Raw genomic sequence first — 16,862 nt, 5'->3', positions numbered from 1 at the left:
CACCACACAAACGAGATTGCGCAGTCGGAAGGAAGCTTCACGCCGGAAGAAAGGGCTGAAGGTCCGTGGGTAAAATACTGGCTTCACAATGAATTTCTGGTAATCGAGGGCGGAAACAAGATGTCGAAGTCTTCTGGAAATTTTCTGCGCCTGCAGTCGCTTCTTGACAAAGGCTACGACGCGCTTGACTACAGATTCTTCCTTTTGGGCGGACACTACCGCAAGCAGATTTATTTTTCCTGGGACGCGATGGACGGAGCAAAAAACGGACGCGCGGCATTGAACGCGAGAGTCGCAAAGCTGATTCAAAAAGCGAACAGCGAGGAAAATCTCGGTCTTACAAAAGAAAACTTCGCTGAAAAACTTTCATCTATTGCCGAAAAACTGCGCAAAGACGGTGAAAGCGAAAATCTTAAAAAGTTCCGCGAAGGCCTCGAAAACGACCTTTTGACTCCAGTTGCAATGGCCGCAATGCAGAAAGAATCAAACGGAAAAAGCCGCCCTGCAGTTGACTGCCTTGCCGATATTTTTACGATGGACAAAGTTCTCTCGCTCAAAGTGATTGAAAACGCGTTTGCCGAGCTTGAAAAGCAGACAGAAAACTCTTCAAAGGCAGATGACCACGCAGGCGACCCGGAAGCGGCGGAAATCACCGCGCTTGTTGAGGAGCGTACAGCGGCAAAAAAAGCGAAGGATTTCGCAAAAGCCGACCAAATTCGTAATGACCTTGCAGCCCGCGGAATTACGATTATAGATACTGCACAGGGACCAACCTGGAAACGAAATTAAAATAAATTGAAAATAAGATTTTTCTTATTTTTTCTGTAACTTTTTGAGGCAAAGATGATTTCTAATAATGTGGAAGCCAGTGAAAAACCGTTGAATGCTGCAAACTCCGCGGATTTTCGCCGCATTTACAATGAAACTATGATTCTTCTCTTTAAGGTTTCGTGGCGTATTGTAAATGATGAAGATGCAGCGGAAGACATTGTTCACGACTCTTACATAAAGGCCAGCGAAAAAAAAATGTCGTTTCCTACAATGAACGATGCAAAATTCTGGCTTATAAGAGTAGTAAAAAATGCTTCGCTGAATTATGCGCTCCGCAAAAAAAGAGAAAGAACTGCTTATCAAAAGGCACTTTACGAAGACAGACGTCAACAGACTTCCGGCGAAACAGATTTGTTAAGGCAGGAAACTCAAAAAATTGCGCTTGCTGCTTTAGAAAAACTGCCTAAAACATTAAAAGAAGTGATTATTCTTCGTGAATACGGAGATTTAAATTATAAAGAAATCGGAAAAGTTTTGGGAATTACGGAAGGAAATGTAAAAATTCGCATGTTCCGTGCCCGAGAACAACTGGAAAAACTCATTGGAGGCGATGATGTCTACTTGTCCTGAAAAAGATCTTCATTCAATTTATCTCGATGGCGAACTCCCGGAAGAATTTTTAAAGGAATATGAAAACCATGTTGCAGGCTGTGAAAAATGTAAGGCCGAGCTCGAAAAACTCAGAAAGGTTTCTGTTCCTTTTAGAGAAGATGCTCTTTCTGTAAGACTTGACCAGACTTATCTTGAGCAGAGCTTTGAGCGCCTCCAGACAAAGATGCGTTTTAAGAAAACAACTGAGCGCTGCGAAAAATCATACATTGTTCGGCCATACATAAAGTGGGCGAGCGGTTTTGCGGCCGTCGCTGCGGTTTTCGCGGTTATTGTAACTCCTCTCAGTTTAAAATCAAATTCAAAAGAACAGAAAGAGCTTACTGCCATTGCCCGGACTCAGATAAAGCCGATCCAGGAAAGCAGGGTCGTAGTTGATGGAAATTTGGACAGCTTAAAAATTTCTACGGCTCTTAGTTCTGCCAAACAGGTTGAAGAAAAAATAGAAGCAAAAGAAGAAAACTCCGATTCACCGGTTCTCAATCCAAACCAAAAGGTTGTTTCGGCTACTAGCCTTGCTTCTAATTTGAACGACAGTTTTGACGATATTGATGTTTTTCGCCCGGACTTTAACAATTCGTCCGTCTCTGTTAGAATAGAAGTTCCACGTATGTACACTATTCCAATGAGGAAGGCAGAAAAAATTGAAAATCGCTGAAAAGTTTTCAGTTCTTTTTAGAAAATATCCTTTATTCAGAACTTGTTCGATAATTTTTGCAATTTTTTTTGTTCTTGTTTTTGTTTCTGTTGTAACATATCAGGCTAGAAAAATACCGCAAATTGATTCTATAACTCCGTCTGTAGGTTCTCCTGGCGATGTTATGGTAATTGCGGGGCGAAATTTCGGCAGCTTAAAAAAATCTTCTGACTTTGTAGAAGTCGGCGGTTCAAGAATTACGGCTTCTGGTTTTCTTGAATGGACAGACGAGCACATAAAGCTCGTTTTACCGTCAAATGTTCAAGATGGGCTTGTAATTGTTTCAACAAAAGCAGGGCAGTCAAAACCTGGATTTTTTGCAAATGAAGCAGGAATCCCTGTTGAAGTTCCGCCAGATACAAAAACAATAATGCCTGTAATTTCTTCAGTTTCTCCAGAATCCGCTTTTGTAGGGCAGCTGATTGTTTTGAGCGGAACAAATTTTGGAACAGTCCGCAGCAATTCAAAAATTTTCTTTACGGCAAATTTACCGGAAAATTCAACCTCTTCCGATGATATTGCCTTTATCGAAGCTGCTGGCGAAGATTACGATTACGAATATTGGAGCGACAGCGAAATTCACGTAAGAGTTCCAAACGGCGCTGCCAGTGGAAATATTTACGTTCAGACAGAAAAAGGAACTAGCAATTATGCAGGCTTAAATTTAAAATCTACGCTCGGAACCAAAAAATATTCTGACAAAAAAACATACTTAATTCACTTAAACACAGATATAGACGACATAAATTCAAAATCAAATACGACTATTTCTCTGCACGTTCCGCGGCCTGTAAAAAACTCACGGCAGCCTTTTGTTCAGATGACGGAATGTACTCCTGAGCCGGTTTTTGAAAATTATCAGAACACGGTAATTCATCAAACAGAACTTTCTAAGGCATCTTCAAAAAAAATTACTTTTACTCATAGTTTTGTTGTTGAAGATTACGCGGTTCAAACCAAGGTTAACGCAAAAAATGTAAAACCTTTTGCAGCAAAATCTCGCGTTCTTTACACGGCATTTACAAAACCGGATGAAGTTATTGCTTCGGAAGATGAAGATTTTGCCGGCCTTGCAAAAAAAATCGTCAAAAAAGAAACTAATCCGTATTTTCAGGCAAAAATGATTTACGAATATATGCTTGAAAATTTTGCGGTTACAAAAAAACTCAGAAAATCAGGCTCAGATGTAAAAGACTTGCTCGAAGACAAAAAAGGCGATTCTTATGATTTTGCAATTGTCTACACGACGCTTTTGCGCGCCTTGAAAATTCCATGTCTTCCTGTTGCAGGAATTCTTGTTGATTCTGAAATGCAGGCTTTTTCGCACTGGTGGAGCGAATTTTACATAGAAAATTTTGGCTGGGTTCCGGTCGATATTGCTCTTGGTTCTGGGCTTGAATACAAATCGTTCAAAAATGTTGAAGATCCTAAGACTTTCTATTTTGGCAATATCGACAGCCAGCATATTATTTTTTCACGCGGATACAACGAAGTTAAGCCGACACTTTCTGGCGGACACAGTGTAAGCCGCGATAGAACTTTCGCCGTTCAGTCAATTTGGGAAGAATCTTCTGCAGGAACTGTAAATTATAGTTCTCTGTGGAATGAACCGGTAATTGCCGGAGTATATTAAGAGCATCTTTAAAAATCTTTGTTTTTAGAGATTTTATAAAAAATTGTGGAGGACAAAATGTCTGTAAAAGTTTTGTCGGTTGGAGGCTCGATTGTAGCTCCTGAAGGACCTGATGTTGAATTCGTAAAAAAATTTGTTTCGCTCATTAAACAGTATCTTGCGGAACACAAAGAAGATAAGCTTATTTTTGTAGTCGGCGGTGGCGGACCGGCACGAATTTATCAAAATGCATTCCGCGCAGTAACAGAAACTTCTCCTGACAATTCAACAGAAGCGGCTGACTGGATTGGAATTATGGCAACAAGGCTCAATGCGCAGTTTGTAAAGGCAAGCTTTGGCGATTTGTGCCGAGAATCAGTTGTAACCGATCCGACTGTAGCAAAAGAATTTACAGGTTCAGTTTTGCTTGCGGCAGGATGGAAGCCAGGTTTTTCAACCGACAACGATGCAGTTCTTCTTGCAGAAAAATTCGGCGCAAAGACGGTCGTAAATTTAAGCAATATCGAAAAAGTCTACACAGACGACCCGCGCAAAAATCCGGACGCAACTCCAATCGACGAGATTTCATGGGCAGATTTTAGAAAAATTGTCGGCGACGAGTGGACTCCAGGCAAAAACTGTCCGTTTGACCCGATTGCTTCAAAAAAAGCGCAGTCGCTTGGTCTTACAGTAATTTGCGCCGGCGGAAAAAATCTTGAGAACATAAAGGCGATTCTCGAAGATAAAAATTACGTTGGAACAACAATCCGCGGATAAAAATCAAAAAATAGGGGCGACATTTTTCGTAAAAATGCCGCTTTTTTTTTGTCTGCGTTCTGCAATTCTTTATAACCGGCCGCTTTGGGTTCGCTAACGCTCATTGCCGGCACAGCCGTCAACTAAAGCCCGCCGTGTCCGGCGCAAGATGCGTTTTTTCGCATTAAAACTGTTCCAGTTTTGCTAAGAGAGCGTCCAGTTTTGTTCCATAGTTTTTGTCAGCTGCCCATGTTCCTGCAAGGTCAAATACCGAATATGCAAGTTTTGTCTTGTGAACCCAGTTGTATCGAGGATCTACAAGCGTTTTTTTTAGTTTTACGTCTTCTGTCGTTGCATAAGCCTGCAAATGCTGAATATGGGCGCGCACTCCTGTTTGCTGGTCTGGAAATTTTTCTCCTGGCTTAGAAGAATTAATTGCTCCTAAACCGCAGTAATTGTGCCAATCACTTTTTACAAGATTCCCAAATTTTAAAAATCCTGTTTCAAGGCACATCTGCACAAAGGCAACGTCGCTGTTAATTCCTTCAGTTTTTGCTTCCTGAATATAATCTTTTGCAAGGCTTTTTACTTTTTGCAGAGAAATATTTGGATTTTCCGAAAGAAAAAATTCAGCAAGCTGATTTTCATTTTTAATTCCGTCTGCAAGCAATTTTCTCGAGCAGGATTTTTCTTCTTTTATGCCTGGAGAAATACATGAAAAAAATACGGCTGAAAAGAAAAAGGATGTGATTCCCAAAAAAAGAAACTTAGAAATTTTACGTTTGAACATATTCAAGTATCGGAAAAAATTAAAAAATCCTGAAAAACTCAAAAAAAATGTGTAAAAGTTAATTTTCAGAGCCATATATATAGTAAAAGCAAAAATTTGGAGGAAAAATGAATTTAAAGCACTTTTTTAGAATGGTTTTGACAGTTTTATTTCTTAGTTCATTGACTGTTTTTGTTGCCTGTTTTCCGCTGTCGTGCCGTGTTACAGAAGAAGGAATAGAAATAATCTCGGCAGAAATGTCAGTTCCAAAAATTCTTTCTTTTTTTGTAGAAGACAGTTCGAGTCTTGTCATGGTTTGTTCAGAAAAAGTTTCGGTTCAAAATGTTCAGATAAAATCGGATGCTGGAGAATATATTGAAGAAAACTCTGATACTCAGTATTTTGATGACGGAAAAAGAATAAATTTCTTGCTAAAAGAGCCGACTGAGGTCGGAATGAATTATATTTTTAGCGGTTCAATAAAGGACAGTGCCGGAAACGAGCTAACATTCAGCTTGCCTTTTACAGGATTTAACGAAAAACCGGCAAGACTTGTTCTGTCAGAAATCCGTTCAAAACACAGTACGAGCAAAGGAATGTTAAAAAAATGCGAATTTGTCGAAGTTTATGTTCTAAAAGATGGAAGTACGGCCGGGCTTGAAATTGTTACAGGAAGCGACGGCGAAAGTAAAAAATATGTTTTTCCTGACATCAACGTAAAAAAAGGTGAATATATTGTAGTTCATTTTAGGACGTTAGACGAGGGCGAGTGCATCGACGAGCTGGGAGAAAATCTTTCTTTGAGCACAGGAACTGACAGTTCAAATTCGCGCGATTTATGGGTTGAAGGAAAAGAAAGCCGTATAAGCGACAGCGATATAATTGTAATTCGTGACAGTTGCCGTAATATACTGCAAGATGCAGTTTTATTCAGTGCCACAGGAAAACAATCGTGGTACTATGCCGGACAAAAATCTTTGGCGCTCGAAGCCTACGAAAGCGGAATTTGGAAAGACGGATATGAACCAAAAAATTCCGTAATAGCCGATGGAATCAGTCTTACAAGGACAATGTGCAGAATGAATATTGAAAAACTGACAGAAGAATATTCGCCTGAAAATGACATTGGCTCTCAAACAGTAATAGAAACCGGAACTGATGACTGGTCTCTAGTGGAAGGCGCAACTCCCGGAGCAAAAAACAGCGAAAAAAAATATGAAAAAACTAAGTGAACGAAATAACAAAAACGAAGATGAATTTTTTTTAGCAGAATAAAATTCTTTACAAAAATTCTCTTCTCGTGACAAAAAATTAAAAATTGTGTTACTATTGCGGTATGTCAGAATTATTAGCTCCAGCAGGAAATATTGAAGCTCTTGACGCCGCAATTGGTGAAGGAGCAGATGCTGTATATCTTGGGCTTAAGAGTTTTAATGCCCGTCTTCGTTCTTCAAATTTTGCGTGGAATCAGTTTGAAGCAACTGTAAATTCTCTTCATCGTCAAGGCAAAAAAATTTACGTGACTGTAAATACTGTCAGTCAGGAAGAAGAAACAGAAAGACTTTACCGTTTTTTAAGTTATCTCAACAAAATTGGTCCAGACGGTCTTATAGTTCAGGATTATGGTGTTTTAAGAATGTGCCAGGAGTTCTTCCCAAATCTCGAGCTGCATGGTTCAACTCAAATCAACGTTGAAAGCGCAGACGGTGTAAATTTGCTGCAAAATGCCGGGCTTTCTCGCGTCGTTGTTGCACGCGAACTTGGTCTCGAAGAAGTCCGCCAAATTAAGCAGAATACAACTTGCGAAATCGAGATGTTTGTTCACGGTGCTTTGTGCGTAAGTGAAAGCGGACTCTGTCTCTTTTCAAGTTTTCTCGGTGGAAAATCTGCAAACCGCGGAATGTGCACTCAAGCCTGCCGTCGTTTTTACACTGCCGAGACAGCTTCTGGTCAAAAACAGGGATATTATTTTTCTCCTGGCGACCTTCAGTTAATTGAAAAAATTCCAGATCTTATGGATATAGGCATTGAGTCTTTCAAAATTGAAGGGCGAATGAAAAGCGCTGAATATGTTGGCGCTGTAACCGCCGCATATCGTTATCTTATGGATCATTATCAGGAAGATAGAAAAGGTGCTGTTGCCGCTGCAAAACGAATGTTGAGCACAGACTTTGCCCGTTCAAAAACAACTTACTGGTACAACTTTAAAACTAACGAAGAAGGTGTTGAAAAAGCCGGCAACGCAATCTTGAATCCAAACCAGGCCGGAGGAACAGGAATTTATCTTGGACGTATTTCGAAAATTCGTGCTGCAAGTGACGAAGCAAAGGAAAAGGCGCGTCTTGCCGCAGGTCCAAATGCCGATTTTGAAGACTGGCAGATTGTTATGGCTCAGCTTGCCGGTGGAAGTTACGATCCGGATCCGGGCGATTCAATTCGGCTCCACAAAAAGGACGATTCTGGGCGTGTAAGCCACAAGATTCGCTCAGTTGAATTTGACAGTGACGGTTCACGTTGGATTGATATTCCAAGAGGATTTAGCCGAGAAGATGAAGTTTATCTTTTGCAGACAAAATCTATGTCAAAGCATTATCCTCGCGTTCTTCCTCAAGACATAAGCCGTTTCCGCAGTCAGCCGGGAGATGAAATCCTTCCTGTTTTGGATTTAACGCCTGTTGCAAAGAACGAACTTTCTTACTTTCCAGAAGGTACTTACGTTCAAGTCAGCACAATTTCTGATATGTTCCAGATTCAGAGCATGTCTCCAGTTCGTGTAATTCTTGAACTCAATTTTGAGACTCAGATAGACCTTTTGGCTCACAAGACAGTACTTCCATTCTCTAAAAAGCAGATTATAATTTCGCTTAATCCGTATGTTCCTCAAGCTTCGGCTCAGGATCTCTCGGAAACTCTTGCTCAGCTCGTTGCAGACGGATTTAAAACTTTTATAGTAAATAACCTTGCCGAAATTCAAATGCTTAAAGGAAAGGGCGTAAATCTTATTGCAGGTCCTTATCTTTATACATTTAACCGGTGGGCTGTAAGCTGGCTTGAAAATCAAGATATTGGCGCTTTTATAACGCCTATTGAAAATAATCGCGAGAATATTCTCAACACTTTTGAACGCAATGTTCGTGACCGCCTTATGGTTACGGTGTATGCTTATCCGGCACTTTTCCGCATACGCTTTAGGCTTCCTGAAAGTTACGATTTTATGTACTTTTGGGACAAAAAAGAGATGCCGTTCAAAGTTCTTTCAAATCAGGACGGAACTGTCGTAATGCCAGAAAATCCGTTCAGTATTGCCGACAAGACGGCTCAGCTTCAAAAAGACGGATTCCGTCACATTTTGATTGACTTTAGCCGCACAAAAGTAACACGTGCCGAATGCAAAATGGTCGTAAACAGCATTATAAAATCTCAGCCGATTCCAGAAACAGGAAGATTCAACTGGAAAGACGGTTTTTATAATCCTGAAAAAATGGAAGCCTACAAAGCAGCCGCCGAAAGACAGAGCGCTGAAAAAGCAGAAATGGCTTCGTCAGGACGTTCTAACGGCTATGGCAAGGGCAACAGAAAAAACAGCAATTTTAATTCTTCATCGGTTTATGGAAAAAATGGCGGCGACAGAAGAAAAAAATCAAATTCTTTTTCTAAATATTCTTCTCGCGGACACGGAAAAAGATAATTTTTTTTCTAAAAGGGCGAATGTCGAGTTTTGAAAAAAACAGCTTGCAAACCTAACAAAGGTTTGCATTGCTGTGCTTGACACCGCGATGTTTGCATATAAAACTCGGGGTTGGCAATCTACTGGAATTTTTCAACGGATTATCGGGGCAAGCCCGATAATGAGTAAAAGTTAGAACTTGAAATTGAATCTAAAAACAATTTGCCTAAAAAAAATGAACGGAACTGTTCTAAAAGTTTTATAGCTTTTTTGAACAGTTCCGTTCCGTATAAATTTTCAACCTTTATTCTAAGAATTGGTCAAAAATCCATACTTTACACTTTACGGCGCGGCGCTTTTGTTAAAAAACACTTTCTTCTTGAGCAAGTCCTTGCGCTGCAATTTCTAGATTTCGTTTTTCATCATCGGCATTTTCGTCTGATTTTACATTGCTTTTTTTCATCGGCTTAAAATCAACGTGTTCCGCCACAATAAAAACTTTCGAGTGGTTTTTGCCGTTTTCATCTTTCCACCGGTCTTGCTTCAAGCGCCCGACAATCCGCACTCCGCGCCCTTGCAAAGCGTATTTTGCCATAAGCGCGCTGAATTTTTCGCCCCAGGTTTCTACTTCGTAAAAACCGACCTCATCGACATCTTTGCCAGAACTGTCTTTGTAAAAATGATTTACGGCAATCGGAACGCTTGTTACTTTTGTTCCTCTCGGTGTTTCTTTGTGAGTTGGCGCACGAACAATGTTGCCTTCAATAATAATCTGATTCATTGCATTCATAAGAATCTCCTGTAAAAAAGTGTTTCCGGCCGGCATGGGCAAAACCCAAAACTGTGTACACTTATATATTTGCAATGAATGTCAACATTTACACATTTTTTTGAGAAAATTATAATTTTTTTTAGTTTTTTTATTGGGCGGCTTTTTACTCCGCTTTGCTGTGTAAAAATCGGGCTGTCCGTGGCTGCCGGTGCTTTGCACACGCTTTGCGTCCACTACCATCCCTGCCGCAAATTCCGGCTTTAAAATTTCAATAAACTTAAAAACTATGCCGGAAGATTTTTTACGAGCTTAACAATATAAAGCTGAATATACATAAGCATTGCATCGGTTTCGCCAATTTTCTGCAAAGCCGGTGTTTTTGCCAATGTGTCTGCAAGATTTTCAATCCGCTCTCTGTTAAATCCTTCGGAGCTTATATGCCTCAAAACTTTTCGCAGATAATCTCTAATCAAAGAATTTACGTCTTCGGTCAGATTATTGTGGGTTGCTTTTCCAATAAGTTTGTTCCACGTGCGCTCATAAGAATGAAGTTCTCTGTCTAATGTTGAGCTTGACGGAACTAGTTCTTCTTCCAGTTTACGGGCAGATTCTCTGAGAGCAACTTTTCTCGAAACCATTGATTTTTTTGAAAGAGCCATTTCCATTTTATCATGTTTGCTATTTTCTGCTTCCTGTTCTCGATAAAGCTGCGCAGAAGTTTTTTCTGTTTTTTGTTTTTTTGATTTTGGCGGACGCATTATCAGTCTCATAATCCACGAAACAACAGGAATTGTGTACCAGACAGGAAGGAGAATTTTTGTGTCGGTTAAAAGTTCCTGTCTGTTCATCAATAAAATTTCAGAATAAGGAATAAGCCTTCCGTTTTCAAAAAGCGAAATTCTTCCGCCTTCAAGTCCGGATTCGTCCTGCTGCATGTTTACTTCGTAATTTATAAGCGGCAAAAATGAAGATGTTAAGAGCGCGTACAAAACAGGCGACTGCACGGAAACTTCTTTTTCGAGCCGTTTTTCAAATGCTTTCTGGTCTTTCATTTCAGGTAAATCATCAAAATCCTTAAGGACTTTAAACCAGTTTTTGCGGATTGTTTCTCTGATTGTCGCGCGCGCGTCTGTGCAAAGTCTCATAATCAACGGCATAACTTTATTTTTGTAGATAAAATACGGCTGTTTATCGAGCTCAGTTTTAAATACAAGAATTTCAGGCAAATCATTTGACAGGCTTTCCGTCGTTTTTGTGTGAAGAAAATTTTTGAGCTCCTCTTCGCTGTATTGTCCCAAAAGCGGAACTCCGCTCGAACTCGTAAATTTTGCAATTGTTCCGAGCGTAAAATAATATGGAGGTTTTGAAAGTTGCTGCTCAAGATTTTTGAATGCAGTTTCCTTTTTTGAATTTTCCTGAGCGCGTGTTTTGTAGTAGTTTGCTATGATTTCGAGAATATAAACTGCATGCAGAATTCCAACATCTTCTGCCGTGTAATCCTTTACTTTTTCGTAATCCTGGCGGATAAAAAACAGAAGCTGCGTCAAAAAATAGAAAGAATCTTCTGGTTCCTTGAACATTGTCAAGGCATCTATACTTTGAACGAATTTGTTAAATATATTTTTGGCGGTCATTTCTTTTCCTGGATTAGAAACCGTCAATTTTTTTATAAAATAATCGTGATGTTCTTCTTTTGCAAGCATTGTGCGCAATTTTTGAACAGCACATTCTGCAAGAGTGTGAACAGAAACCAGCGAAGGAAGAAGAATTGACGGCATATCGTGAGGCATTGTAAGTCCGTACAGATATTTGTCAGAAAGTGTTTCTTTTGTCAAAAGTTCGTTTAGAAGTTCTGCTCCGGTTCTGCGCGTGATAATTTCCGACGGAATTTTTTTTGGAATGTCAGATTCCTGAGGAAATGGCGTCATTGGCTGAGCTAAAATTTCTTTGTAGCGCTGTGAAAATTTTTCGATAAAAAAAGCGATTACGATGATGATTTTTTTTTCGGCAGTAGGAGATAAAATTAAAACCTGATGGTTTGCAGACAGTTTTTCGAGCTCTTTTAAAAGAACGTTTGCAGTGTCTGTCATGTAATTTACAAGGGAAGGCTGCTCTTCAAGGTGATGCTCTGAGTAGCGTTTTAAATATTCTGTAAACTCCCCGAAGTCTATAGCGGCATTGTTCTGCCGGCCTGCAAAAAATTTTAGCAGGACAATAATTGAAGTAGTAGTAGCCATAGAAATATTCTATCAATTAATTTTGGTTTTGTCATTGCGGGCAAGGGGCCGTTAGCCGCGTAAGCGGTTCGGACGCGCGCAAGCGCGGCTGAACGGAAAAATTGCAGGGCAATTTTATAACGCAAGGACCCGGTCGTGCTTTGCACGATGCCCCCAGTTTTTTACATTTTTTGATTTTTAATTGAAACAAAAGTTTTTTGAGCATAAAATAAAAGTCAACTTTTAAATCTGACGATTTTGTGGAGATTAAAATGATTGCTGAAAGAATGAAAAATCTGCATCCTTATGTTCCTGGTGAACAGCCAAAGGACAGAAATTACATAAAACTCAATGCAAACGAAAATCCTTATCCGCCAAGTCCGCTTGTTGCAAAGGCTGTTGAAAAGGCGGCGAAAAAATATGCGAAAAAAATGGCGCTTTATCCGGATCCGGATTCCAACGAATTAAAAATGGCGATTGCTTCGATGCTCAACGATTGCGGCGGAGTTTTGGCCCATGCAAAGGTTTGTGGCGGCAAGAAAAATGGAAGCGGTGCGAAAGTTGAACCTTGTCCGGCTGATAAAATTCCTTTTACTGTTACGCCTGATATGATTTATGCAGGAAACGGTTCTGACGAAGTCTTGAGCTTTGTTTTTTATGCTTTTTTTGACAGCGACCGCAAGCTTGTTTTGCCGGAGCACACTTATTCTTTTTATCCGGTTTATGGCGGCTTTTACAATATTCCGCTTAAAAAAATCCCGCTCAACGGCGACTGGACTTTGAGTAAAGAAAAAATGCTCGAAGCTGCAAACGAAAATGATTCTTCGATTATTTTTGCAAATCCGAACGCTCCAACTTCTCTTGGACTTTCTCGCAGTGAAGTTCGTGAAATGATAAAATCTGCTCCAAAAGACAGAATTTTTGTCGTTGACGAGGCGTATGTGGATTTTGGCGGTGAAAGCTGCATTCCTCTTCTTGCTGAATTTGACAATCTTGTAATCGTACGGACTTTTTCAAAATCGCTTTGCGGCGCCGGTTTGAGGCTTGGCTATGTTGTCTCAAGCCCAGAACTTGTAAATTATATTACGACTGTAAAAAATTCGCTCAATCATTTTCCTGTTGATTTTATGGCTCAGCAGGCTGGAATTGCTGCTTGCCGCGACACTGGCTATTATGCTGAATGTGCAAAAAGTGTTGCTTTTGAGAGAGATGAATTTATCGACTTTTTGAGAGCGCTCGGCTGGTTTGTCCTCGACAGCCAGACGAATTTTGTTTTTTGTAAAAAAGACGGCATTTCGGGCGAAGATGCGTACAAAAAAATCAAACAGGAAGGAATTTTAGTCCGGCATTTTAACACGCCGGGAATTGAAGATTTTTTGAGAATTACAATCGGAACTCACGAGCAGATGAAGACTCTTTGCGCCGTAATGGAAAATATTTAAGGAGGCATGATAAAATTACATCCTTGTAATTTTATCATTACAGTTTGCTCAAGCGTTGCTTTCGCAAACTGTGATTCTCGCCATCCGTGGCTCGCCGCTAACGCAGAGTTTTATTTATAAGAAGATAAGATAAAAATTACTTCCGTGTAATTTTTTAAAGGAGATAAAAATGAAGATTTTAATAATTTCTGATGTACATGGAAATGTCGAAAATATTGAAAAACTTTCTGAACAGGCAAAAAATGCAGATCTTGTTTTTTTTGGCGGCGATTTTGCAAAATTTAACTGTCCAGAAACTGGAAAACCTGCGCTCGAAGCGCTTTTAAAAAACAGCGGCTCGATTTTTGCAGTTCTCGGCAACTGCGACGAGCCGGATTTTATTTCTGAAATTGAAGACGCGGATATTTGTGTTCAAAAAAGCATGGTTTTTAAGGACGGACTTGTAATAGCCGGTAGCGGCGGAGGTTCAAAATTTAGCGGTGATACTCCGTTTGAACGCACAGAAGATGAACTTGTTCAGGATTTTGATGTAATAAAAAATTCTCTTTCTCAAATTGCTGATGACGACGGAAAATGCAGCAGCCTTGTTTTGATTATGCATAATCCGCCTAAAGACACAAAAACGGACGTTATTCCGGGAGGTATTCACGTAGGAAGCCAAAAACTGCGCGAGTTTATCGAAAACGTGCAGCCTGTTCTTGTTGTGACAGGGCATATTCACGAAAGCGCAGGAATTGACAAGATAGGAGAGTCTACCGTCATAAATCCCGGCGCACTTATGGAAGGAAAGTATGCGCTTGCCGAACTTAAGAAAACAGCCGGAAAATGGGTTGTAAAGTCGGCAGAATTGTGCAGCCTTTAGAAAGTGTTATTTTTTGATTGTGCAAGACGGAAGCCGAAGTAATCGTAAACTTCGTTCGGGTCAAAACTGTAACGGTCGCCGGCGCAATTAAACGGGGTGTAAAGCGACCAGCTTCCGCCTCTGCTTACTCTTTGGCTTCCTGCATCCGGACCTGTCGCCCTTGTGCCTGCCTCAACCGATTTGTAATTTCCAAACCAATCCCAGACAAATTCTAGAACATTTCCGCTCATATCAAAAATTCCTGCTCCATTTGGATTTCCGCTTCCAGGTTTTGGTTTTGCTCTTGTTTCAAACGGAGTTCCTGCTGTTCCGACTGTATGTGTAAACGAAGCGTTGTTTGCTGTCCAGGCGACTTCGTCTTCTAAAACAGAAAGGTCGGTTTTACCGTTTTCATCGATTTGTCCGCTCAAAATGTCGCCTCCCTGAAAACCTGCTTTTGTTTTTCTTGCGGCATATTCCCATTCTTCTTCTGCGGGAAGCCTAAAACCGTCAGCGTTCCAGTTGCATTCACACAAATCTAATTTTGTCGTATCTGTTGCATCGCGTAAGATTTTGCCTTCAAACGAGTAGCATGGCGTCAAGCCGTAGATTTCTGAAAAAGCGTTGCACCAGATTGCTGCGTCATACCAGCTTATCATAGTGACAGGTTCGTATTTTCCCCAGAGTGTTGGCTGCGCGCCGCGTTTTCCACGGCTTCCTTCCTGTCCTGGATTTAAAAATTTATAGCCTTTTTCTTCTGCTGTTGTCCTGACCGAATACCAAAGGCTGTAAGTTGTTTCCGTTCGGTTTATAAAAAAGGGCGTGATCCATCTTTTTTCTGTAAAAGACTGGCTTCCGTCGCCAATCACGTAGACGTCATACATTTCGCCGTCTTTTGGACCTAGTTCAACCATGTCGAGATCTGCAAACGAAAATTCTTCTTCGTCCAAATTTTTCTCCGGTTCTTCATTTTCGGAAAGAGCAGTCTCTTTTGTTTTTAACGCTTCATTTTCCGCATAATCGGCTTCTTCGCAAAATCCAAGTCCTGTAAAAAAAGCCAGCAAAAAAACAGCAAAAATATTTTTTACACAAATTGATTTTTTCATATTTTTTCTCTCAATTTTTATTTTCGGCCTATTCTGTCTGTTTTTTGAGAAATATTGCAGTTTTTTGATGGTGGTGGTGGGATTTTTCCCCTGCCACAACGTTTTTTTTCAGCAAAAGTCATTTAAGCCGAAACTATTTATTTTTCCAATGCCGTATTTTCTTTTTTATTTTTGACATAAAATTTATCAGAATAAAAGAACTCGTTGCTATTACAAAACAGCTTATGCATAGTACAATAAAACCTGTCCAGCTGTCGCTTTTGCTCCACGGAAGCCTTATATTCATTCCCCAAAAGCTTGTAATAAACGAAATCAGCATAAGTGCAATCGAAAAAACCGTCAGCTGCTTCATCGCCGCATTCATATTGTTTGAAATTACAGACGCAAAAGCATCCATTGTTCCAGTGATTGTCTGCGAATAAGTGTTTGCCATTTCCATCGCCTGCCTGTTGTCAATTTCAACGTCATCAAGCCAATCCTGATCTTCTTCATCAAATTTTATAATTTTAGTTTTTCGTATTTTTTCAAGCAAAAGCTGATTGCTTTTTAGCGAACTCGTAAAGTACATGAGTGATTTTTCGAGGTTGAAAAGCTGAATAAGCTCATTGTTTTCGATTGATTCCTGCAATTCCTGCTGGATCGAATTTGTGCTTCTGTTAATTTCTTTCAAATATCGCAAAAACATCGTATCCGCGCGGCTCAAAATTCTCGTAATAAACGCTGGAAAATCAGCAATGTTCAGGTCTTTAATCCTGTTTGCGCTCAAATCCTTCAAAACTTCGCAGTCAGTCCAGCAGAGAGTTATAATCGTGTTCTGAAAAATAATTGCGCCCATCGGAGCGGTATGGTAACGGACTTCAGAATTCGGCAAGTAAACTGGCAGCCTCATAATTGTAAGCACATAGCCTTCGCCTTGCTCAATACGCGGCAATTCGTCCGGGTCGAGAGAGTCAATAACATGGTCATGGTCGAGATTGTAAGTTTTTTCAAGAATCGAAATTTCTTTTGAATTTACGTTTCTTGCGTCAACCCAAACCCTTTCATCTTGATTTAATTCGTTTCTGTCTTTTTTTACAAAAATTCCGTTTTCTTGCTGCCAATAACTAATCATTTTCTTAAAACCAAATCAAACGATTTTAGCACGAATCTTAACAATCGGGCAACTTTCGCATTTTTTTAAGCAGATAATTTACAGAAAACTAATTTTTAGCGGGGCCATTTTTGCTTCGCAAAAACCGGGTGCTTCATGGTTCCATTGCAAAACTTCGTTTTGCAACGTGCTTTGCACGCCATTACGCCCCCTTGTCCATTTTTTTTGTTTTTCTTCAAAAAAAATTGTCGTTTTTTAATGTTTAGAGACAATTAAATATGAGAAGGCATGGTAAAAGCCACAGTTTGTCCAAGCGTTGCTTGCGAAAACTGTAATTCTCGCCATCCGTGGCTCGCCGCTAACGCGGAGTTTAATAAGGAGAGTGTGAATAAAAACTTTGTCTGAGATAGCGTCAAAGCTTTTATTCACAAGTTTGCGTTGCAAACTTTCTTAT

The 16,862-nt window shown here is 40.1% G+C and carries 14 protein-coding genes; 9 read left to right on the top strand and 5 right to left on the bottom strand.

The window, feature by feature from the left end:
* The 5 genes from B2X33_RS03895 to pyrH all read left to right on the top strand — a co-directional run.
* Positions 1-789, top strand: a 789-nt coding sequence (locus tag B2X33_RS03895; RefSeq protein WP_422664289.1) for a CysS/YqeB C-terminal domain-containing protein, incomplete at its 5' end; no start/stop codon positions are given.
* A gap of 54 nt (positions 790-843) precedes the next feature.
* Positions 844-1,401, top strand: coding sequence for an RNA polymerase sigma factor (locus tag B2X33_RS03890; protein ID WP_288585961.1), 558 nt, complete (start codon positions 844-846; stop codon positions 1,399-1,401).
* Positions 1,382-2,098: an anti-sigma factor family protein gene (locus B2X33_RS03885; protein ID WP_296667790.1), complete on the top strand. Its 717-nt coding sequence runs from the start codon at positions 1,382-1,384 to the stop codon at positions 2,096-2,098. The genes B2X33_RS03890 and B2X33_RS03885 overlap by 20 nt, the downstream gene beginning before the upstream one ends.
* Complete coding sequence (locus B2X33_RS03880) at positions 2,085-3,770, top strand: transglutaminase domain-containing protein (RefSeq protein ID WP_296024039.1); 1,686 nt, start codon at positions 2,085-2,087, stop codon at positions 3,768-3,770. The genes B2X33_RS03885 and B2X33_RS03880 overlap by 14 nt, the downstream gene beginning before the upstream one ends.
* A 57-nt stretch (positions 3,771-3,827) precedes the next feature.
* Positions 3,828-4,526 carry a UMP kinase gene (gene pyrH / locus B2X33_RS03875; RefSeq protein WP_296024035.1) on the top strand — a complete coding sequence of 233 codons (699 nt, stop codon included), beginning with the start codon at positions 3,828-3,830 and terminating at the stop codon, positions 4,524-4,526.
* A 163-nt stretch (positions 4,527-4,689) separates the two neighbouring features.
* On the opposite strand, the gene B2X33_RS03870 is transcribed toward pyrH, so the two are convergent.
* Positions 4,690-5,295, bottom strand: coding sequence for a glucosaminidase domain-containing protein (locus B2X33_RS03870; RefSeq protein WP_296667787.1), 606 nt, complete (start codon positions 5,293-5,295; stop codon positions 4,690-4,692).
* Between the two features lie 107 nt (positions 5,296-5,402).
* On the opposite strand from B2X33_RS03870, the gene B2X33_RS03865 reads away from it, so the two are divergent.
* Together B2X33_RS03865 and B2X33_RS03860 are read left to right on the top strand one after the other, a co-directional pair.
* Positions 5,403-6,506 carry a lipoprotein TP_1001-related protein gene (locus B2X33_RS03865; RefSeq protein ID WP_296667785.1) on the top strand — a complete coding sequence of 368 codons (1,104 nt, stop codon included), beginning with the start codon at positions 5,403-5,405 and terminating at the stop codon, positions 6,504-6,506.
* A 104-nt stretch (positions 6,507-6,610) separates the two neighbouring features.
* Entirely contained in the window at positions 6,611-8,962 is a 2,352-nt protein-coding gene (locus tag B2X33_RS03860) for a peptidase U32 family protein (RefSeq protein ID WP_296667783.1), read from the top strand.
* A 340-nt stretch (positions 8,963-9,302) separates the two neighbouring features.
* Here B2X33_RS03860 and B2X33_RS03855 read toward each other — a convergent pair whose 3' ends face one another.
* On the bottom strand, positions 9,303-9,731 hold the full coding sequence (locus tag B2X33_RS03855) for a single-stranded DNA-binding protein (protein WP_296024023.1): 429 nt from the start codon (positions 9,729-9,731) through the stop codon (positions 9,303-9,305).
* Positions 9,732-9,997: 266 nt separating this feature from the next.
* Positions 9,998-11,950, bottom strand: a complete 1,953-nt coding sequence (locus B2X33_RS03850) for a hypothetical protein (protein WP_296024019.1) — start codon at positions 11,948-11,950, stop codon at positions 9,998-10,000.
* Positions 11,951-12,201: 251 nt separating this feature from the next.
* On the opposite strand from B2X33_RS03850, the gene hisC reads away from it, so the two are divergent.
* Entirely contained in the window at positions 12,202-13,371 is a 1,170-nt protein-coding gene (hisC, locus tag B2X33_RS03845; protein ID WP_296667780.1) for a histidinol-phosphate transaminase, read from the top strand.
* Positions 13,372-13,540: 169 nt separating this feature from the next.
* The gene (locus B2X33_RS03840; protein WP_296667778.1) at positions 13,541-14,233 is read left to right on the top strand and encodes a metallophosphoesterase family protein; all 693 of its coding nucleotides are present in this window, start codon (positions 13,541-13,543) and stop codon (positions 14,231-14,233) included.
* Here B2X33_RS03840 and B2X33_RS03835 read toward each other — a convergent pair.
* Both B2X33_RS03835 and B2X33_RS03830 read right to left on the bottom strand, forming a co-directional pair.
* Positions 14,230-15,318 carry a formylglycine-generating enzyme family protein gene (locus B2X33_RS03835; protein WP_296667776.1) on the bottom strand — a complete coding sequence of 363 codons (1,089 nt, stop codon included), beginning with the start codon at positions 15,316-15,318 and terminating at the stop codon, positions 14,230-14,232. The genes B2X33_RS03840 and B2X33_RS03835 overlap by 4 nt on opposite strands.
* Before the next feature lie 133 nt (positions 15,319-15,451).
* Positions 15,452-16,429, bottom strand: coding sequence for a magnesium transporter CorA family protein (locus tag B2X33_RS03830; RefSeq protein ID WP_296024005.1), 978 nt, complete (start codon positions 16,427-16,429; stop codon positions 15,452-15,454).
* Between the last annotated feature and the right edge of the window lie 433 nt (positions 16,430-16,862).

This window comes from Treponema sp. UBA785 (assembly GCF_002297065.1).
GTDB lineage: Bacteria > Spirochaetota > Spirochaetia > Treponematales > Treponemataceae > Treponema_D.
The sequence above is the reverse complement of the archived record's forward strand: the minus strand, read 5'-3'. Positions and strand labels throughout refer to the sequence as shown.